The 14,118-nt window shown below is 71.5% G+C and carries 15 protein-coding genes; 11 read left to right on the forward strand and 4 right to left on the reverse strand.

Annotation, left to right across the window (positions count from 1 at the left end; genetic code table 11):
- Positions 1-72 precede the first annotated feature (72 nt).
- Positions 73-1,197 carry a lipid II:glycine glycyltransferase FemX gene (locus tag CRP56_RS11995; protein WP_097263115.1) on the forward strand — a complete coding sequence of 375 codons (1,125 nt, stop codon included), beginning with the start codon at positions 73-75 and terminating at the stop codon, positions 1,195-1,197.
- On the opposite strand, the gene CRP56_RS12000 is transcribed toward CRP56_RS11995, so the two are convergent.
- Positions 1,159-2,109, reverse strand: coding sequence for a peptidoglycan recognition protein family protein (locus CRP56_RS12000; protein WP_373559637.1), 951 nt, complete (start codon positions 2,107-2,109; stop codon positions 1,159-1,161). The two genes, CRP56_RS11995 and CRP56_RS12000, sit on opposite strands and share 39 nt — an antisense overlap.
- Before the next feature lie 140 nt (positions 2,110-2,249).
- Between CRP56_RS12000 and CRP56_RS12005 the strand changes: the two genes are divergently transcribed.
- Entirely contained in the window at positions 2,250-3,434 is a 1,185-nt protein-coding gene (locus CRP56_RS12005; RefSeq protein ID WP_097263118.1) for a MarP family serine protease, read from the forward strand.
- A gap of 73 nt (positions 3,435-3,507) precedes the next feature.
- Positions 3,508-3,621, forward strand: coding sequence for an LPXTG cell wall anchor domain-containing protein (locus tag CRP56_RS47120; RefSeq protein ID WP_257040689.1), 114 nt, complete (start codon positions 3,508-3,510; stop codon positions 3,619-3,621).
- A 33-nt stretch (positions 3,622-3,654) separates the two neighbouring features.
- Here the strand turns inward: CRP56_RS47120 and CRP56_RS12010 are convergent, their stop codons facing one another.
- Positions 3,655-4,143, reverse strand: a complete 489-nt coding sequence (locus CRP56_RS12010; protein ID WP_179850992.1) for a GNAT family N-acetyltransferase — start codon at positions 4,141-4,143, stop codon at positions 3,655-3,657.
- A gap of 205 nt (positions 4,144-4,348) precedes the next feature.
- On the opposite strand from CRP56_RS12010, the gene CRP56_RS12015 reads away from it, so the two are divergent.
- Both CRP56_RS12015 and CRP56_RS12020 read left to right on the forward strand, forming a co-directional pair.
- Positions 4,349-5,245, forward strand: a complete 897-nt coding sequence (locus tag CRP56_RS12015; RefSeq protein WP_179850993.1) for a TIGR01777 family oxidoreductase — start codon at positions 4,349-4,351, stop codon at positions 5,243-5,245.
- A 149-nt stretch (positions 5,246-5,394) separates the two neighbouring features.
- The gene (locus CRP56_RS12020) at positions 5,395-6,792 is read left to right on the forward strand and encodes an NAD(P)/FAD-dependent oxidoreductase (RefSeq protein ID WP_097263122.1); all 1,398 of its coding nucleotides are present in this window, start codon (positions 5,395-5,397) and stop codon (positions 6,790-6,792) included.
- Here CRP56_RS12020 and CRP56_RS12025 read toward each other — a convergent pair.
- The gene (locus CRP56_RS12025) at positions 6,789-8,222 is read right to left on the reverse strand and encodes a regulator (RefSeq protein WP_097263124.1); all 1,434 of its coding nucleotides are present in this window, start codon (positions 8,220-8,222) and stop codon (positions 6,789-6,791) included. The two genes, CRP56_RS12020 and CRP56_RS12025, sit on opposite strands and share 4 nt — an antisense overlap.
- 224 nt (positions 8,223-8,446) lie before the next feature.
- On the opposite strand from CRP56_RS12025, the gene lipB reads away from it, so the two are divergent.
- From lipB to CRP56_RS12045, 4 genes are all read left to right on the forward strand, one after another.
- Positions 8,447-9,244: a lipoyl(octanoyl) transferase LipB gene (lipB, locus tag CRP56_RS12030; protein ID WP_097263125.1), complete on the forward strand. Its 798-nt coding sequence runs from the start codon at positions 8,447-8,449 to the stop codon at positions 9,242-9,244.
- Between the two features lie 109 nt (positions 9,245-9,353).
- Positions 9,354-10,319, forward strand: a complete 966-nt coding sequence (lipA, locus tag CRP56_RS12035; RefSeq protein ID WP_097263128.1) for a lipoyl synthase — start codon at positions 9,354-9,356, stop codon at positions 10,317-10,319.
- A gap of 278 nt (positions 10,320-10,597) precedes the next feature.
- The gene (locus tag CRP56_RS12040; protein WP_079312874.1) at positions 10,598-10,798 is read left to right on the forward strand and encodes an SCO2195 family GlnR-regulated protein; all 201 of its coding nucleotides are present in this window, start codon (positions 10,598-10,600) and stop codon (positions 10,796-10,798) included.
- A gap of 62 nt (positions 10,799-10,860) precedes the next feature.
- Entirely contained in the window at positions 10,861-11,562 is a 702-nt protein-coding gene (locus tag CRP56_RS12045; protein ID WP_097263131.1) for a DUF4191 domain-containing protein, read from the forward strand.
- 94 nt (positions 11,563-11,656) lie between these two features.
- Here the strand turns inward: CRP56_RS12045 and CRP56_RS12050 are convergent, their stop codons facing one another.
- Positions 11,657-12,127 (reverse strand): RDD family protein, encoded by a 471-nt coding sequence (locus tag CRP56_RS12050; protein WP_097263133.1) that lies wholly within the window; start codon positions 12,125-12,127, stop codon positions 11,657-11,659.
- Positions 12,128-12,326: 199 nt separating this feature from the next.
- On the opposite strand from CRP56_RS12050, the gene glnA reads away from it, so the two are divergent.
- Positions 12,327-13,736, forward strand: coding sequence for a type I glutamate--ammonia ligase (gene glnA / locus CRP56_RS12055; RefSeq protein ID WP_059191344.1), 1,410 nt, complete (start codon positions 12,327-12,329; stop codon positions 13,734-13,736).
- Positions 13,737-13,847: 111 nt separating this feature from the next.
- Positions 13,848-14,105 (forward strand): SCO2583/SCO2584 N-terminal domain-containing protein, encoded by a 258-nt coding sequence (locus tag CRP56_RS12060; RefSeq protein ID WP_059191345.1) that lies wholly within the window; start codon positions 13,848-13,850, stop codon positions 14,103-14,105.
- The last annotated feature ends 13 nt before the right edge of the window (positions 14,106-14,118 follow it).

A 14,118-nucleotide genomic window follows, 5' to 3' on the forward strand; every position in this document is an offset into this window, starting at 1 on the left:
CACCTTTGATCTCTTGACCGGTGGCGTGACACCCGGCGTACCGTGGCCGCCCCGAACAGGAGCGCCCTGCCCATGACCAGCCCTTACGTGCGGGAGATATCGCGCGAGGAGCATCTCGCCCATCTGGGGCGGCACCCCGCGGCCAGTCATCTCCAGATCCCCGAGTGGGGCGATGTGAAGCCCGACTGGCAGGCGGAGAGCGTGGGCTGGTTCGACGGGGACGAGGTGCCGGTCGCCGCCGCGCTGGTGCTGTACCGGCCGCTGCCGGGGACCCGACGCGTCCTCGCGTACGTCCCGGAGGGGCCCTCGATCGACTGGCGGTCGCGCCTCGAACCCTGGCTCGACCCGCTCGTCGCGCACGTGGAGAAGCGCGGTGCCTTCTCGCTGCGGATCGGGCCGCCGCTGGTGGTGCGGCACTGGGAGCCGGGCACCGTCGCCGCGGGCGTCGCCGATCCCGCCGTACGGCATCTGCGGGAGGTGCCCGCGGACGGGGTGGACGGGTTCGCGCTGGACGCCGGGGCGCGGCTGGAGCGGCTCGGGTGGCGGCGGTGTGCCGAGGAGGGGAACGGGTTCGGGCTCGGGCAGCCGCGGTACGGGTGTCAGGTGCCGCTCGCCGGGCGGTCCGTGGACGAGCTGCGCGCGGCCCTCGCCCCGCACTGGGAGCAGGCGCTGCGGACCGCGGAGAACGCCGGTGTCCGGGTCGGCTGGGGAAGCGCCGCCGATCTGCCCGACTTCCACCGCCTCTACGCCTCGACCGCCGCCCACGACGGCTTCAGGGCCCGGCCGCCGGAGTACTTCCGGCGCCTGTGGAAGGCGCTCAACGCGCTGGACGACGACCAGGTGCGGCTGTATCTCGCCGAGTACGACGGGGTCGTGCTGTCCGCCGCGCTGATGATCAACGTGGGGGCCAAGGGCTGGCACTCGTACGCCGCCTCCGGGCGTCAGGGGCGTCAGCTCCGGCCCAGCAGCGCCCTGCTGTGGCGGATGCTCAACGACGCCCGCGCGGCGGGCGCCGAGACGTACGACCTGCGCTCCGTCACGCCCGTACTGACGGAGAACAAGCTGCTGGGGCGGCTGCTCTTCAAGACCGGGGCGGGTGGGCGGGTCGTGGAGCACCTCGGCGAGTGGGAGCGGCCGGTGGGCAGCCAGGGGGCCGTCCTACAGCGAGCGGTGCGGGTCTACCTCGGGCGTCGGTGAGGGGGTGCGCCTGCCCTGGAGGCGGGCCGCCTCGTTCCGGATGGCGGGGAGTTCGGCGGTGAGGGCGGCGCCGGGGCAGCTGGTCATGTAGCCCTCGTTGTGGCCGGCGACGGCCGGGAGGGCAGCGGTGGTGCCGGCGGGGTAGCGGCTGTAGCTGTTGCTCGACACGAGCTTGACGCTCGCGCGCGGGTCGACGTCCGCCAGGCCCAGCTTCCACGCCGCCAGCGCGGCGATCGCGTGCGTCATGGCCGGGGGGACCCGGACGCCCGCCGTGAAGGTGCCGAGGGCCGCTATGCCGCTGGTGCGGTGGTTGAAGCCCTGGGTGTGGGCGCCCGTGACGGGGCGGTCGACGCCGCCCGCGCGGCCCTCGTAGATCGTGCCGCAGCGGTCGACCAGGAAGTTGTAGCCGATGTCGTCCCAGTCGCGGACGCCGGTCTGGCCGGCCGCGAGATAGCGGATGATGCGGGGCGCGTCGGCGCAGTCGTAGTCGTTGGGCGAGTCGGTGTGGTGGATGAAGACGGCGACGACCTTGTCGTCGTACCGCGCGGGGGGCGGGGTCCGGGCGACGCTGTTCGCCTCGCCCGTACCCGTCGCCCACACCGAGCGCGGCACGATGTGCGGCCTCGGCGCGTGGTGCGCGGCGGCCGGGCGGGCGGCGAGGGCGTGCGCGGGGCGGGCCTCGGCACGGCGTTCGACGCCGGTCGCGCACAGGACCAGGGCCACCACGGCCGCGAGGCCGGGCACACAGGACAGCAGGAGCAGCGCGCGGCGGCTTCGCCACGGCGGCCCCGTCCGTATTCGGACCGGTCGGCGGCCTCTTCGCATCCCCCGTGCTCTTCGGACACGCATGGTCCCACTCTCGGCCCGATCCGCCGCGCCCGCGATGTGTGGTGTGCCACCCGGTGGAACCATCGTCCAGGTCCGGGGCGTTCCTCCGGGTGCACGGACATCGTGTGCACGCGCGCGTGGCCGGTTCCGGCGCCACGCGCGCGGCGTACTGATCACCGGGCCCGTCCCGCCCGTAATAAGGGGTCCGAGAGAAAGGCGGCTCCGTGGATCTGCTCGACATCGTGCTGGTGCTGGTCGTCCTGGCCTACGCGGCATCCGGCTACCGGCGCGGCCTCATGGCCGGCTGTGTCTCCTTCGCCGGGTTCGTGGGCGGCGCGGTCATCGGGGTGTGGGTGCTGCCCTGGATGATGGACCTGGTGACACCGGGCAGTACGTCGGCGACGGTGACCGCGGTGCTGACGGTGCTGGTCCCGGCCGTGGTGGGGCACGAACTGGCGGGGCGGCTGGCGCTGCGGCTGCGCCGGGAGCTGGACAAGGGGCCGCTGCGGGTCGCCGACGGGATCGGCGGGGCCGCCGCCAACTCGGTGGCCGTGCTGATCGTGGCGTGGGTGGCGGCGAGCGTGCTGGGCGCGTCCTCGTCGGCGCTGCTCACGTCGTCGATCCAGGACTCGCGGCTGCTGGGCGCGGTGCAGGACGCGATGCCGGACACCACACCGGGCTGGTTCTCGCGGGCCACGTCCGCGCTGACCGAGGCGGGCTTCCCGCAGGTCTTCAACCCGTTCGAGAACGAGTCGACGGCCCGGGTCGCCAAGCCCACCGGCGACAGCGTCACCCGGGCCGCCACGACCGCCGCCAAGGTCAGCACGGTGAAGATCGAGGGCGCCTCCGGCACCCAGGGCCGCGAGGGCAGCGGCTTCGTGTACGCGCCGGAGCACGTGATGACGAACGCGCACGTGGTGGCGGGCATCGACGGGCCGAGCGTGCGGATCGGCGGGGTCGGCAGGTCGTACGAGGCGCAGGTCGTGCTCTTCGATCCGGACCGGGACGTGGCCGTGCTGTACGTGCCGGGGCTTCAGGCGCCGGTGCTGAAGTTCGACGACAGCGCCTCGCGCGGGGACTCCGCGGTCGTCGCCGGTTATCCGCAGGACGGCGACCTCAACCTCCAGGCGGCCACGGTCGCGAACCGGGTCCGGGCGACCGGCCAGAACATCTACAACGACGCCAGCGTGACCCGCGAGATCTACTCGATCCGGTCCACCGTCCGGCCGGGCAACTCCGGCGGACCGCTGCTGACCACGGACGGCAAGGTGTACGGCGTGGTCTTCGCCCGGTCGACGTCGGACGACGAGACGGGGTACGTCCTCACCGCCGACGAGGTGGCCGCCGACGCCGAGCGCGCGGCGAACGCGACGACGCCGGTGGACACGGGTGACCTGATCACGTCGTGAGGGTCCGGGGAGCAGCGCCCTCGTTCGGGTCAATGCCCTGGCCGGGCGCCCGCGCGGGCGTACCCCTGGGTACATGACACTGCCTGTCTTCTTCCTGATCTCCCTGCTGGTGGCCGGGGGCGCCCTCTACGTAGTCGTCCGCAGACGCCGCGACGCCGCCGAGGCCGACCAGGTCAGGGACTGCTGAACCAGGGGCTGCTGAACCAGGGACTGCCGAGCCTCAGAGGCTGCGGCCCATGAACACGTCGTCGACGTACTCACCGGCGATCAGGAACTCCTCCGGCAGCACGCCCTCGACGACGAAGCCCTCGGACTCGTAGAGCTTGCGGGCCGGGGTGTTGTGGCCCAGGACGCGCAGCGTGAGGCGGCGGGCGCCGCGGCGGCGGGCCTCCTCGGTGACCGCGCGGATCAGCGCCCGGCCGACGCCCCGGCCGCGGGCCTCCTCGGCGACGGCGAGGCCCTGGATCTGGCGGACGTGGGCGTTCGCGGCGAGCGGGGTGGGGAAAGCGAGGCGGACGTAGCCGACGACGCGGCCGTCGAGTTCGGCGACCAGGTGGTCGTCGGGGCTGTGCCGCTCGTCGAAGAACGGCCCGTAGGGCGGCTGCGGTTCGGGCATCACCGCGTGCAGCGGTGACCAGGTCGCGCGGTCGAGACGCCCCAGTTCCTCGTCGTCGGCGGGCAGGGCGCGGCGTATGTACGGCTCGGACATGACCGTCAGCCTAAGGCGGCGGGTCCACTACTCGGCGACGGGTTTTCCGCGTGCCCGGGCGCAGGGTCCGGCCGCCCTGCGGCGACGGGTTGGCCGGGTACCGGGGCGGGATCCGCCCTCTGGCGACGAGTTTTCCAGGTGCCCCGGGCGCGGGTTCCGCCCTGCGGCGAAGGTTTTTGGGCCGTCCCGGCGCAGAATGGGCGGCATGCAGCCTTCCCGAATCGCGGTGGCCGGTGCGTCCGGTCTCATCGGCAGTGCCCTGGTGCGCTCCCTGACGGCGGACGGTCATGAGGTGGTGCGGCTCGTCCGGCACGTGCCGCGCGGGGAGGGCGAGGTGCGCTGGGATCCCGAGGGCGGGACGGTGGACGCGGCCGGGCTCGCCGGGTGCGATGTGGTGGTCAACCTCGCGGGTGCGGGGGTCGGGGACCGGCGGTGGACGGAGGCGTACAAGGCGCGTATCCGGTCCAGCCGGGTGCACGGCACGGCGGCGCTGGCGAAGGCCGTCGCCTCGCTCGACGTGCCGCCGCGGGTCTTCGTCAACGGCAGCGCCATGGGCTATTACGGCGAGACCGGCGACCGGGTCGTGGACGAGAGCGCGCCGCCCGGCGAGGGTTTCCTGCCCGAGGTGTGCGTGGAGTGGGAGGGCGCCGCGGCTCCGGCCCAGGAGGCGGGCGTGCGGACGGTGTTCACCCGGACCGGGCTGGTGGTGGCGCGCGGTGGCGGGGCCTGGGGGCGTTTGTTCCCGTTGTTCAAGGCGGGGCTCGGGGGGCGGCTGGGCGACGGACGGCAGTACTGGTCGTTCATCGCGCTGCACGACGAGGTGGCCGCGATCCGGTATCTCATCGACACCGACGGGCTGTCGGGGCCGTTCAACCTCACCGCGCCGACCCCGCTGACCAACCGGGAGATCACCGAGGCGATGGGGCGCGTGCTGCACCGGCCGACGGTGTTCGCGGTGCCGGCGCCGGTGCTGCGGACGGTGCTCGGCGACATGGCCGGGGACGTCCTCGGGAGTCAACGGGTGGTGCCCAAGCGGCTGTTGGAGGCGGGGTTCACATTCGCGTTCCCGGAGATCGAGGGAGCCTTGAAGGCCGTGGCGTGACCGTATGCGACCGCCGTGCGACCGTGCCCTGTTCATGCGCGACTGTCCCTGACCGATCACGGCCTTAACCTCAAGCCGAACTCGGGTATCCCCGGAGCCTGTTGGGGGCATGACGTCTCCACCGGCCGCGCAACCTCGAGGAGGGGCACGTGCTTGAGCCCGCGTACCAGGCGGACGTCGTGATCGTGGGAGCCGGGGTCGCCGGGCTCTCCGCGGCGCATCGGCTGACCAGCGCAGGAGTGACGACCGCAGTCCTGGAGGCCGCCCATGACGTGGGCGGCCGTATGTCGACGGAGAAGGTCGACGGCTTCCGGCTCGACCGCATCGGGCAGCTGCTGTCCACGGCGTATCCCGAACTGCGCCTGACACCAGGGCTCGACGGGCTGGTGCTGCGCCCCTTCGCCCCCGGTGTCCTGCTGCACAGCGACGGACGCCACCATCGCGCGGGCGCCACCCCGGCGAACACGGGGAGCGCCGTGGGAGGCGCTGTACGGAGCACGAGGAGCGCGCGGGGCGCACTCCACGCCGTACGCGCCCTGGCGAGCGCCCCACGCCCGGCGCCGCGTCCCACAGCGCTCCCCCGCGGCGGCACCGCTCCGCTGGGCACCGCCGTCGACCAGGCCCGCCTCGGCGCCGCGCTGGCCCGGATCGCGAGCGCCCCCGTCGAGCGCCTCCTCGCCCGCCCCGAACTCCCCGCCGCCCGGGGCCTCGCCGCCCGCGGTCTGCCCGCCCGCACGATCGACGGGTTCCTGCGGCCACTGCTCGCCGCCCTGTTGTGCGACCCGGAGCTGACGACGTCAAGCCGCTGCGCGGACCTCGCGCTGCGCTCCTTCGCGAGCGGGCGGCTGTGTGTGCCGGAGGGCGGGGCGGAGGTCCTGCCGGAGCTGCTGGCGCGCTCGCTGCCGCCGGGGACGGTGCACACCGGGGTCAGGGTCACCTCGGTCTCGACGAACACGGTGACCACCGCCGAGCACGGCGAGTTCCGCTGCCGTGCGGTCCTGCTGGCGACCGACGCGCGCGCCGCCGCGGAGCTGCTGCCGGGCCTGCGCGTACCGGACTTCCATCAGGTGACGGTGGTCCACCACACCACCGACGAGCCGCCGACGACCGGCACCGCGCTGCTGCTGGACGCGGACCGCGGCGGCCCCGTGGCCCACACGGCGGTGATCAGCCAGGTGGACCCGAGCCGCGCCCCCGCGGGCCGCGCCCTGGTCTCCTCGACCGTCCTCGGCCCGCCCCCGCCGGACGTCGAGACCGCCGTACGCATGCACCTGGCCCGCCTCTACGGCACGTCGACGGCCCGCTGGGAAACCCTCGCCGTCCACCACACCCCGGAGGCGGTCCCGACGATGCGGGCCCCCCACGACCTGCGCCGCCCGGTACGCCTCCTGGCGGGCCTGTACGTCTGCGGCGACCACCGGGACACGAGCACGGTCCAGGGGGCACTGCATTCGGCGCACAGGGCGGCGACAGCGCTACTGACGGACCTCGGCGCAAGGGGCTCGATGCACAGGGCGGACCCGCTCCCCTCGGCCGAGGCCGCTTAACCCAACGCGGCCACCTTGTCCCGATAACCCCGCACCGGCGCAGCGTCCTTGTACGGCTCCAGCCTCCGCTCGAAGTCCCTCACATACTCGATCGCCCGCACCGACCGCATCTCCGCGGCGGCACCGGCCGCCTCCGCCCCCAGCGCGCAGGCCTGATCGAGCTCGCCCAGGCCGAGCCGGGCGGAGGCGAGGACGACCCGGCAGAAGAGCCGGCTGCGGGCGTACGCCGGCGCCCGCAGCTGAAGCGACCGCTCGGCATGCTGCGCCGCCGCGCGGAACTGCTGAAGGTCCCGGTGCGCGTGCCCGAGCTCGTCGGCGAGCTGTGCCTCGTCGAAGAAGCGGGCCCAGTACGGGACTTCGTCACCGGGCCGGGCCGCCTCCAGGGCGCGCTCGGCACGGACGAGCGCGCCCGTGCAGTTCCGCACCTCGCCGAGCACCCCGTGCCCGCGCGCCTCGACGGCGTGCAGCAGCGCCTGCACGACCGGCGGGGCGTTGGTCCCGAGCCCCTGCTGGGCGACCCGCGCGAGCTGGACCGCCTCGCGCCCGTGCCCGAGATAGACCGCCTGCCGGCTCATCGTGATCAGCACGTACGACCCGTAGGCCCGGTCCGCGGCCGCCTGCGCGAGCCGCAGCGACTGCACGAAGTACCGCTGCGCGAGCCCGTGCGCCGCGATGTCGTACGACGTCCAGCCCGCGAGCCTGGTCAGGTCGGCGGCGGCCGCGAACAGGCGGCGGCCGGTCTGTTCGCCGTAGGTGCCGCGCAGCATCGGCTCGCACTCGTGCTCCAGGTAGCGCACAAGGGCCTGGCGGGCGTGGCCCCCGCCGTACATGTTGTCGAGGGAGCGGAAGAGCTCGCCGACCGAGCGGAGCGCGGCGATGTCGCCGCCGGTGACCTTCTGGCCGGGGCCGCGTTCGGCGCCGCGCTGCCGGGGCACGGCGGGGCGGCCCTGGGCGGGGACGCGCAGCGGGGGTTCGCCGCGGGCGACCTTGTCGTCGGCCCGGCCGATCAGCCAGTCGCGGCTGGGGACGACGAGGCCCGCCGGGGTGAAGGCGATCTTCCGCAGCTCGGCGTGGCTGCCGGAGTCCTTGCGCCACAGCCCGCTGACGATGTCGACGGCCTCCTCGGGGGAGGCCGCGAACTCCAGGCCCGCGTAGACGGGGGCGCAGGCGTCCAGTCCCAGGTCCTGGGCGCTGAGGCGCCGGCCGAGGCGGCGGGTGAAGACCTCGGCGATGAGGGCGGGGGTGGTGCCGCGGGGCTGCTGGCCGCGCAGCCACCGGGTGACCGATGTCTTGTCGTATCTCAGATCAAGCCCGTGTTCCAGACCGAGTTGATCCACTCGACGGGCGAGTCCCGCGTTGGAGAACCCCGCTTCTGCGATGAGCGCGGCGAGCTGGCGGTTGGGAGTGCGCTGCGCGGGTCGTTCCGTCATCTGCGGTGGTGTCTCCTGCCCGGATTGCCTGTGAGCAGCCCTTATGGCCTCTATAGGACGGCGTGAATGTAGCGGAGAGTGAGCAGACGATCGCACACTTCCACGTTCGTTCATCCGATCGTGTGAGGATTGACCGCACGGCTGACGCGCGACGGCGAGTCGTACAGTGGCGTAGGCACGTTTCGTGCCTTACGACAGCCGGTCGTGCTAGGGAGGCGCTTGCCGTGAGTGAGTTGCGGTTCGTCCGTATGGGGTTCGGCGCGGACGCCGTCGAGTACCAGGAGGCGTGGGACGAGCAGCGCCGGGTGCACGCGGCGCGGTTCGCGGACGAGGTCCCCGACACCGTCCTGCTCCTCGAACACCCGCCGGTCTACACGGCCGGCCGGCGCACGGCCGACAACGAACGCCCGCTCGACGGCACGCCGGTCGTCGACGTGGACCGCGGCGGCAAGATCACCTGGCACGGGCCGGGACAGCTGGTGGGCTACCCGATCCAGAAGCTGCCGCGTCCGGTGGACGTCGTGGCGCATGTACGACGCCTCGAGGAAGCCCTGATCCGCACGTGCGCCGAGTTCGGTCTTGAGACCAGCCGGGTCGAGGGTCGCAGCGGGGTGTGGGTGCTCGGCGACCCGGTCGAGCAGCGCCCTTCGCTCGGCGGACTGTCGCTGGACTTCGACCCCCGGCTGCACGACGAGGAGTTCGACCCGCGGATGAACGGGCCCGAGTACGCCCCGTCCAACGCCGGGCAGCGGCGCGAGGACCGCAAGATCGCGGCGATCGGCATCCGGGTCGCCAAGGGCGTCACGATGCATGGCTTCGCGCTGAACGTGAACCCGGACAACCGGTGGTTCGACCGGATCATCCCGTGCGGCATTCGCGACGCCGGCGTGGCGTCGCTGGCGAACGAGCTGGGCCGGGACGTGACGATCGACGAGGTGCTGCCGGTGGTGGAGCGGCATCTGCGGGATGTGCTGGAGAACGCCGATCTGAAGCCCCGCGAGATTGAACGGGCGACCGTCTGAGGGTGGGGAATGGGGCCCGCAGCCGAGAGGTTGGCCTCTGCTGTAGGGCCCTGGAAAACACGGGCGTACCCTGGTGTACGCCGAAGAATCGAAGCTACAGGGAGCCGATGTGTCCGCAGTCACACCCGACGGACGCAAGATGCTGCGCCTGGAGGTCCGGAACGCCCAGACCCCCATCGAGCGCAAGCCCGAGTGGATCAAGACCCGGGCGAAAATGGGTCCCGAGTACACCGCCATGCAGAAGCTCGTGAAGAGCGAGGGCCTGCACACGGTCTGCCAGGAAGCCGGCTGTCCCAACATCTACGAGTGCTGGGAGGACCGCGAGGCGACCTTCCTCATCGGTGGCGACCAGTGCACCCGGCGCTGTGACTTCTGCCAGATCGACACCGGCAAGCCCGAGGCCCTCGACCGCGACGAGCCGCGCCGCGTCGGCGAGTCCGTGGTCACCATGGACCTGAACTACGCCACCATCACCGGCGTCGCCCGCGACGACCTGGAGGACGGCGGCGCCTGGCTGTACGCCGAGACCGTGCGCCAGATCCACCAGCAGACCGCGGAGCGCGAGGGCGGCCACACCAAGGTCGAGCTGCTCGCCCCCGACTTCAACGCCGTACCGGAGCTGCTCCGGGAGGTCTTCGAGTCCCGCCCCGAGGTCTTCGCGCACAACGTCGAGACGGTGCCCCGGATCTTCAAGCGGATCCGCCCCGGCTTCCGCTACGAGCGCTCCCTGAAGGTCATCACCGAGGCCCGCGATTTCGGCCTGGTGACCAAGTCCAACCTGATCCTCGGCATGGGCGAGACCCGCGAGGAGGTCAGCGAGGCGCTCCAGCAGCTGCACGACGCGGGCTGCGAGCTCGTCACCATCACGCAGTACCTGCGGCCCTCCGTGCGCCACCACCCCGTGGAGCGCTGGGTCAAGCCGCACGAGTTCGTGGAGCTGAAGGAGGAGGCCGAGCAGATCGGCTTCTCGGGCGTCATGTCGGGCCCGCTCGTCCGGTCCTCCTACCGGGCCGGCCGGCTCTACCAGATGGCCGTCGAGAAGCGTGGCTCCTACGTCGCCTCGCAGGCCGTCTGAGGCTCGCTGGAGAACGACTGGATGGCACGGAGTGCCACTCACTCCGTGTGAATCCGAGCACAAGCAACTACCGCACGGTAGTGGCCGATTGACGCGGTCCTGGATGTCCCCGCAGATGGGGGCGTCATCAGGGCCGCGTCAGCGTTTTCGGGCCGCATATCAAGGCTTCATTGGTGTTTGACCGGTCGGTCACGCCCTGGTAACACCAATCAGTGACCCTGGTTGTACAGCCCGTGCACCATTCACCAGAGCCGCAATCCCTGAGGGGGACCTCCATCATGCAGGCCGCGCCCGTACGCGCCACCGCCATCCCGTCGTTCACCGATGCACTCCGTGCCGTCGAGTCGCTGCTCATGAGCAGCGGCCAGCGCACCGCCCGCCGCAACGCCTGGACGTCCGTCCTGGAGGACCGCCGCCGCGCCAAGGACCGGGTCGAGGCCCAGCAGGTCCTGGAGAAGGCGCTCGCCTCCCGTCCGTGACGCCTGCGGCTGTCGGGAGACTGCCGTCGTCGGCGCTCCCGCGGCCACGTAGACTTCGTCGCATGGCGAGAAGTGACAGCGCGGCGGATGCCGCAAACCCCGGGCGTCTGAAGCAGATCGCCCTGACGTACAAGATGACCCGCAGGGCCGACAAGACGATCGGCCTGGTGCTCGCGGGTGTCTTCCTCCTCATTCTCGGCGTCTTTCTCGCGTTCGGTTTCCTGATCGGTCACCCGGTCTACCTCGGCATCCTGGGCCTCCTGCTCGCCTTCCTCGGGACGGCGATCGTGTTCGGGCGCCGGGCCGAGCGGGCCGCGTTCGGGCAGATGGAGGGACAGCCGGGCGCCGCCGCGGCCGTGCTCGACAACATCGGCCGGGGCTGGACGACGACCCCCGCGGTGGCGATGAACCGCAGCCAGGACGTGGTGCACCGGGCCGTCGGCAAGGCCGGCATCGTGCTCGTCGCGGAGGGCAACCCGAACCGGGTGAAGACCCTGCTGGCCGCCGAGAAGAAGAAGATGAACCGCATCGTCGCGGACGTGCCGGTGCACGACCTGATCGTGGGCACGGGCGAGGACCAGATCCCGCTCAAGAAGCTGCGCACCTCGATGCTCAAGCTGCCGCGGGTGCTGACCGGTCCCCAGGTGACCGCCACCAACGACCGGCTGCGCGCGATGGGCGACCTGATGAGCAACATGCCGCTCCCGAAGGGGCCCATGCCGAAGGGCATGAAGCTGCCGAAGGGCGGGCCGAAGGCTCGCTGATCGACGTCGTACGAGAAAGAGGGCGCTCGGATCACTCCGGGCGCCCTCTTCGTCGTAGAAGAACCAGTGGGTCGTTGTAGAAGAACCAGTGAGCCTAGATCCGTACCTCGACCGTGCCCGCCAGCCGGTCGTGCAGGCCGCGGCCGTCGCGGTCCCAGATCAGGGCCGGGATCGCCAGGCACAGCAGGACGGAGCGCAGCAGGGCGCGCAGGGGCTTGACCTGGCCGGTGGTCACCTCGACGACCCGGAGGCCGAAGAGCCGCCTGCCCGGCGTGAAGCCGATGGTGGCGACGGTGAGGACGCTCATCACGAAGAAGACCAGCAGCGCCCAGTTCGAGGTCGCCGGGGCCTTGTAGCCCTGAGTGATCAATTGGGATGCAATCAGAATGCTCATCCCCCAGTCCACGGCCAGGGCGCCCAGGCGCCGTCCCGGCCGGGCGACGGAGCCCGGCCCCTCCTCGGGCAGCCCCAGCTGCTGACCGCGGTATCCGAAGTCCACACCGGCTTCCTCGGCGGCCGCACGGGGGCCGGAGAGCCACGATCCGATTGCTTCCCTCTTGTCCACCCGTCCACGGTACTGCCCGCGTTTCGGGATACGGACAGGTGGGGTGGATCGGAAGGCATCCGGTTAACTTGTGCGAAACAAATGGGTCACGCCTGAGAAATCACGCGTCCCTAGGGTCGGGCACAGCGTGTGCCACCGCACTGGCCGCACGAACGAACTACCACCCCGGCACGGAACCGTCGGGAGTAGGAGGAGCTGGATGTTCCAGAACGCCGACGAGGCCAAGAAGTTCATCGCGGACGAGGACGTCAAGTTCGTCGACGTCCGATTCTGCGACCTGCCGGGCGTCATGCAGCACTTCACGCTGCCCGTCGAGGCGTTCGACCCGGACGAGGAGCTCGCGTTCGACGGTTCGTCGATCCGCGGTTTCCAGGCCATCCACGAGTCCGACATGGCGCTGCGCGCGGACCTGTCGACCGCGCGGGTCGACCCCTTCCGCCGTGACAAGACGCTGAACATCAACTTCTTCATCCACGACCCGATCACGGGCGAGCAGTACTCCCGTGACCCGCGGAACGTGGCCAAGAAGGCCGAGGCCTACCTCGCGTCGACCGGCATCGCCGACACCGCGTACTTCGGTCCCGAGGCCGAGTTCTACGTCTTCGACAGCGTCCGTTTCGCCACCTCGGCGAACGAGAGCTTCTACCACATCGACTCCGAGGCCGGCGCCTGGAACACCGGTGCGGTCGAGAACAACCGTGGTTACAAGGTCCGCTACAAGGGCGGCTACTTCCCGACCCCGCCGGTCGACCACTTCGCCGACCTGCGCGCCGAGATCTCCCTCCAGCTCGCCGCCTCCGGCCTCCAGGTCGAGCGCCAGCACCACGAGGTGGGCACCGCCGGCCAGGCCGAGATCAACTACAAGTTCAACACGCTGCTCGCCGCGGCCGACGACCTCCAGCTCTTCAAGTACATCGTGAAGAACGTGGCCTGGAAGAACGGCAAGACCGCGACCTTCATGCCGAAGCCGATCTTCGGTGACAACGGCTCGGGCATGCACGTCCACCAGTCCCTGTGGGCCGGCGGCCAGCCCCTCTTCTACGACGAGGCCGGCTACGCGGGCCTGTCGGACACCGCCCGCTACTACATCGGCGGCATCCTCAAGCACGCCCCGTCGCTGCTCGCCTTCACCAACCCGACGGTGAACTCGTACCACCGTCTGGTGCCGGGCTTCGAGGCGCCGATCAACCTGGTGTACTCGCAGCGCAACCGCTCCGCGGCCATGCGTATCCCGATCACGGGCTCCAACCCGAAGGCCAAGCGCGTCGAGTTCCGTGCGCCCGACTCCTCCGGCAACCCGTACCTCGCCTTCTCGGCGCTGCTGCTCGCGGGCCTCGACGGCATCAAGAACAAGATCGAGCCGGCCGAGCCGATCGACAAGGACCTCTACGAGCTGGCTCCCGAGGAGCACGCGAGCGTGGCGCAGGTCCCGACCTCGCTCCCGGCCGTTCTCGACTCCCTCGAGCGCGACCACGAGTTCCTGCTCGCCGGTGACGTCTTCACGTCCGACCTGATCGAGACGTGGATCGACTTCAAGCGCGCGAACGAGATCGCTCCGCTCCAGCTGCGTCCGCACCCGCACGAGTTCGAGCTCTACTTCGACGTGTGATCGACGCGTAGTCCGTACCACGGCGCCCCCGCCCCTGTTGTCCAGGTGCGGGGGCGCCGTCGTATGGTTTCCGGCACTACTGTTCGAAGAAAGCTGACGGGGGTCACGGGCATGCCCGAACGGGACGACGAGGAGCGGGAGTTCGACATCCGCTGGGCCGACGCCGCCGAGCTCAAGGAGCCCTCGGCGAGGGCCCGGATGCTGGCCGCCCGCTGGAAGGACAACCCGCCGGAGCCCCAGCCGTTCCGCGCCGACCCGGAGGGGGTGTCCCGACCGCGTTCGGGCTGGGCCTCGGCGGCGATCGTGTTCGGGATCGTGGCGGTGGTCATCGTGCTGCTGGGGTACAGCGGGTTTCGGGCGCCGTACTAGGCATGGCGCTGAG

The organism is Streptomyces sp. TLI_55, from assembly GCF_900206255.1.
GTDB classification, from domain to species: domain Bacteria; phylum Actinomycetota; class Actinomycetes; order Streptomycetales; family Streptomycetaceae; genus Streptomyces; species Streptomyces aquilus.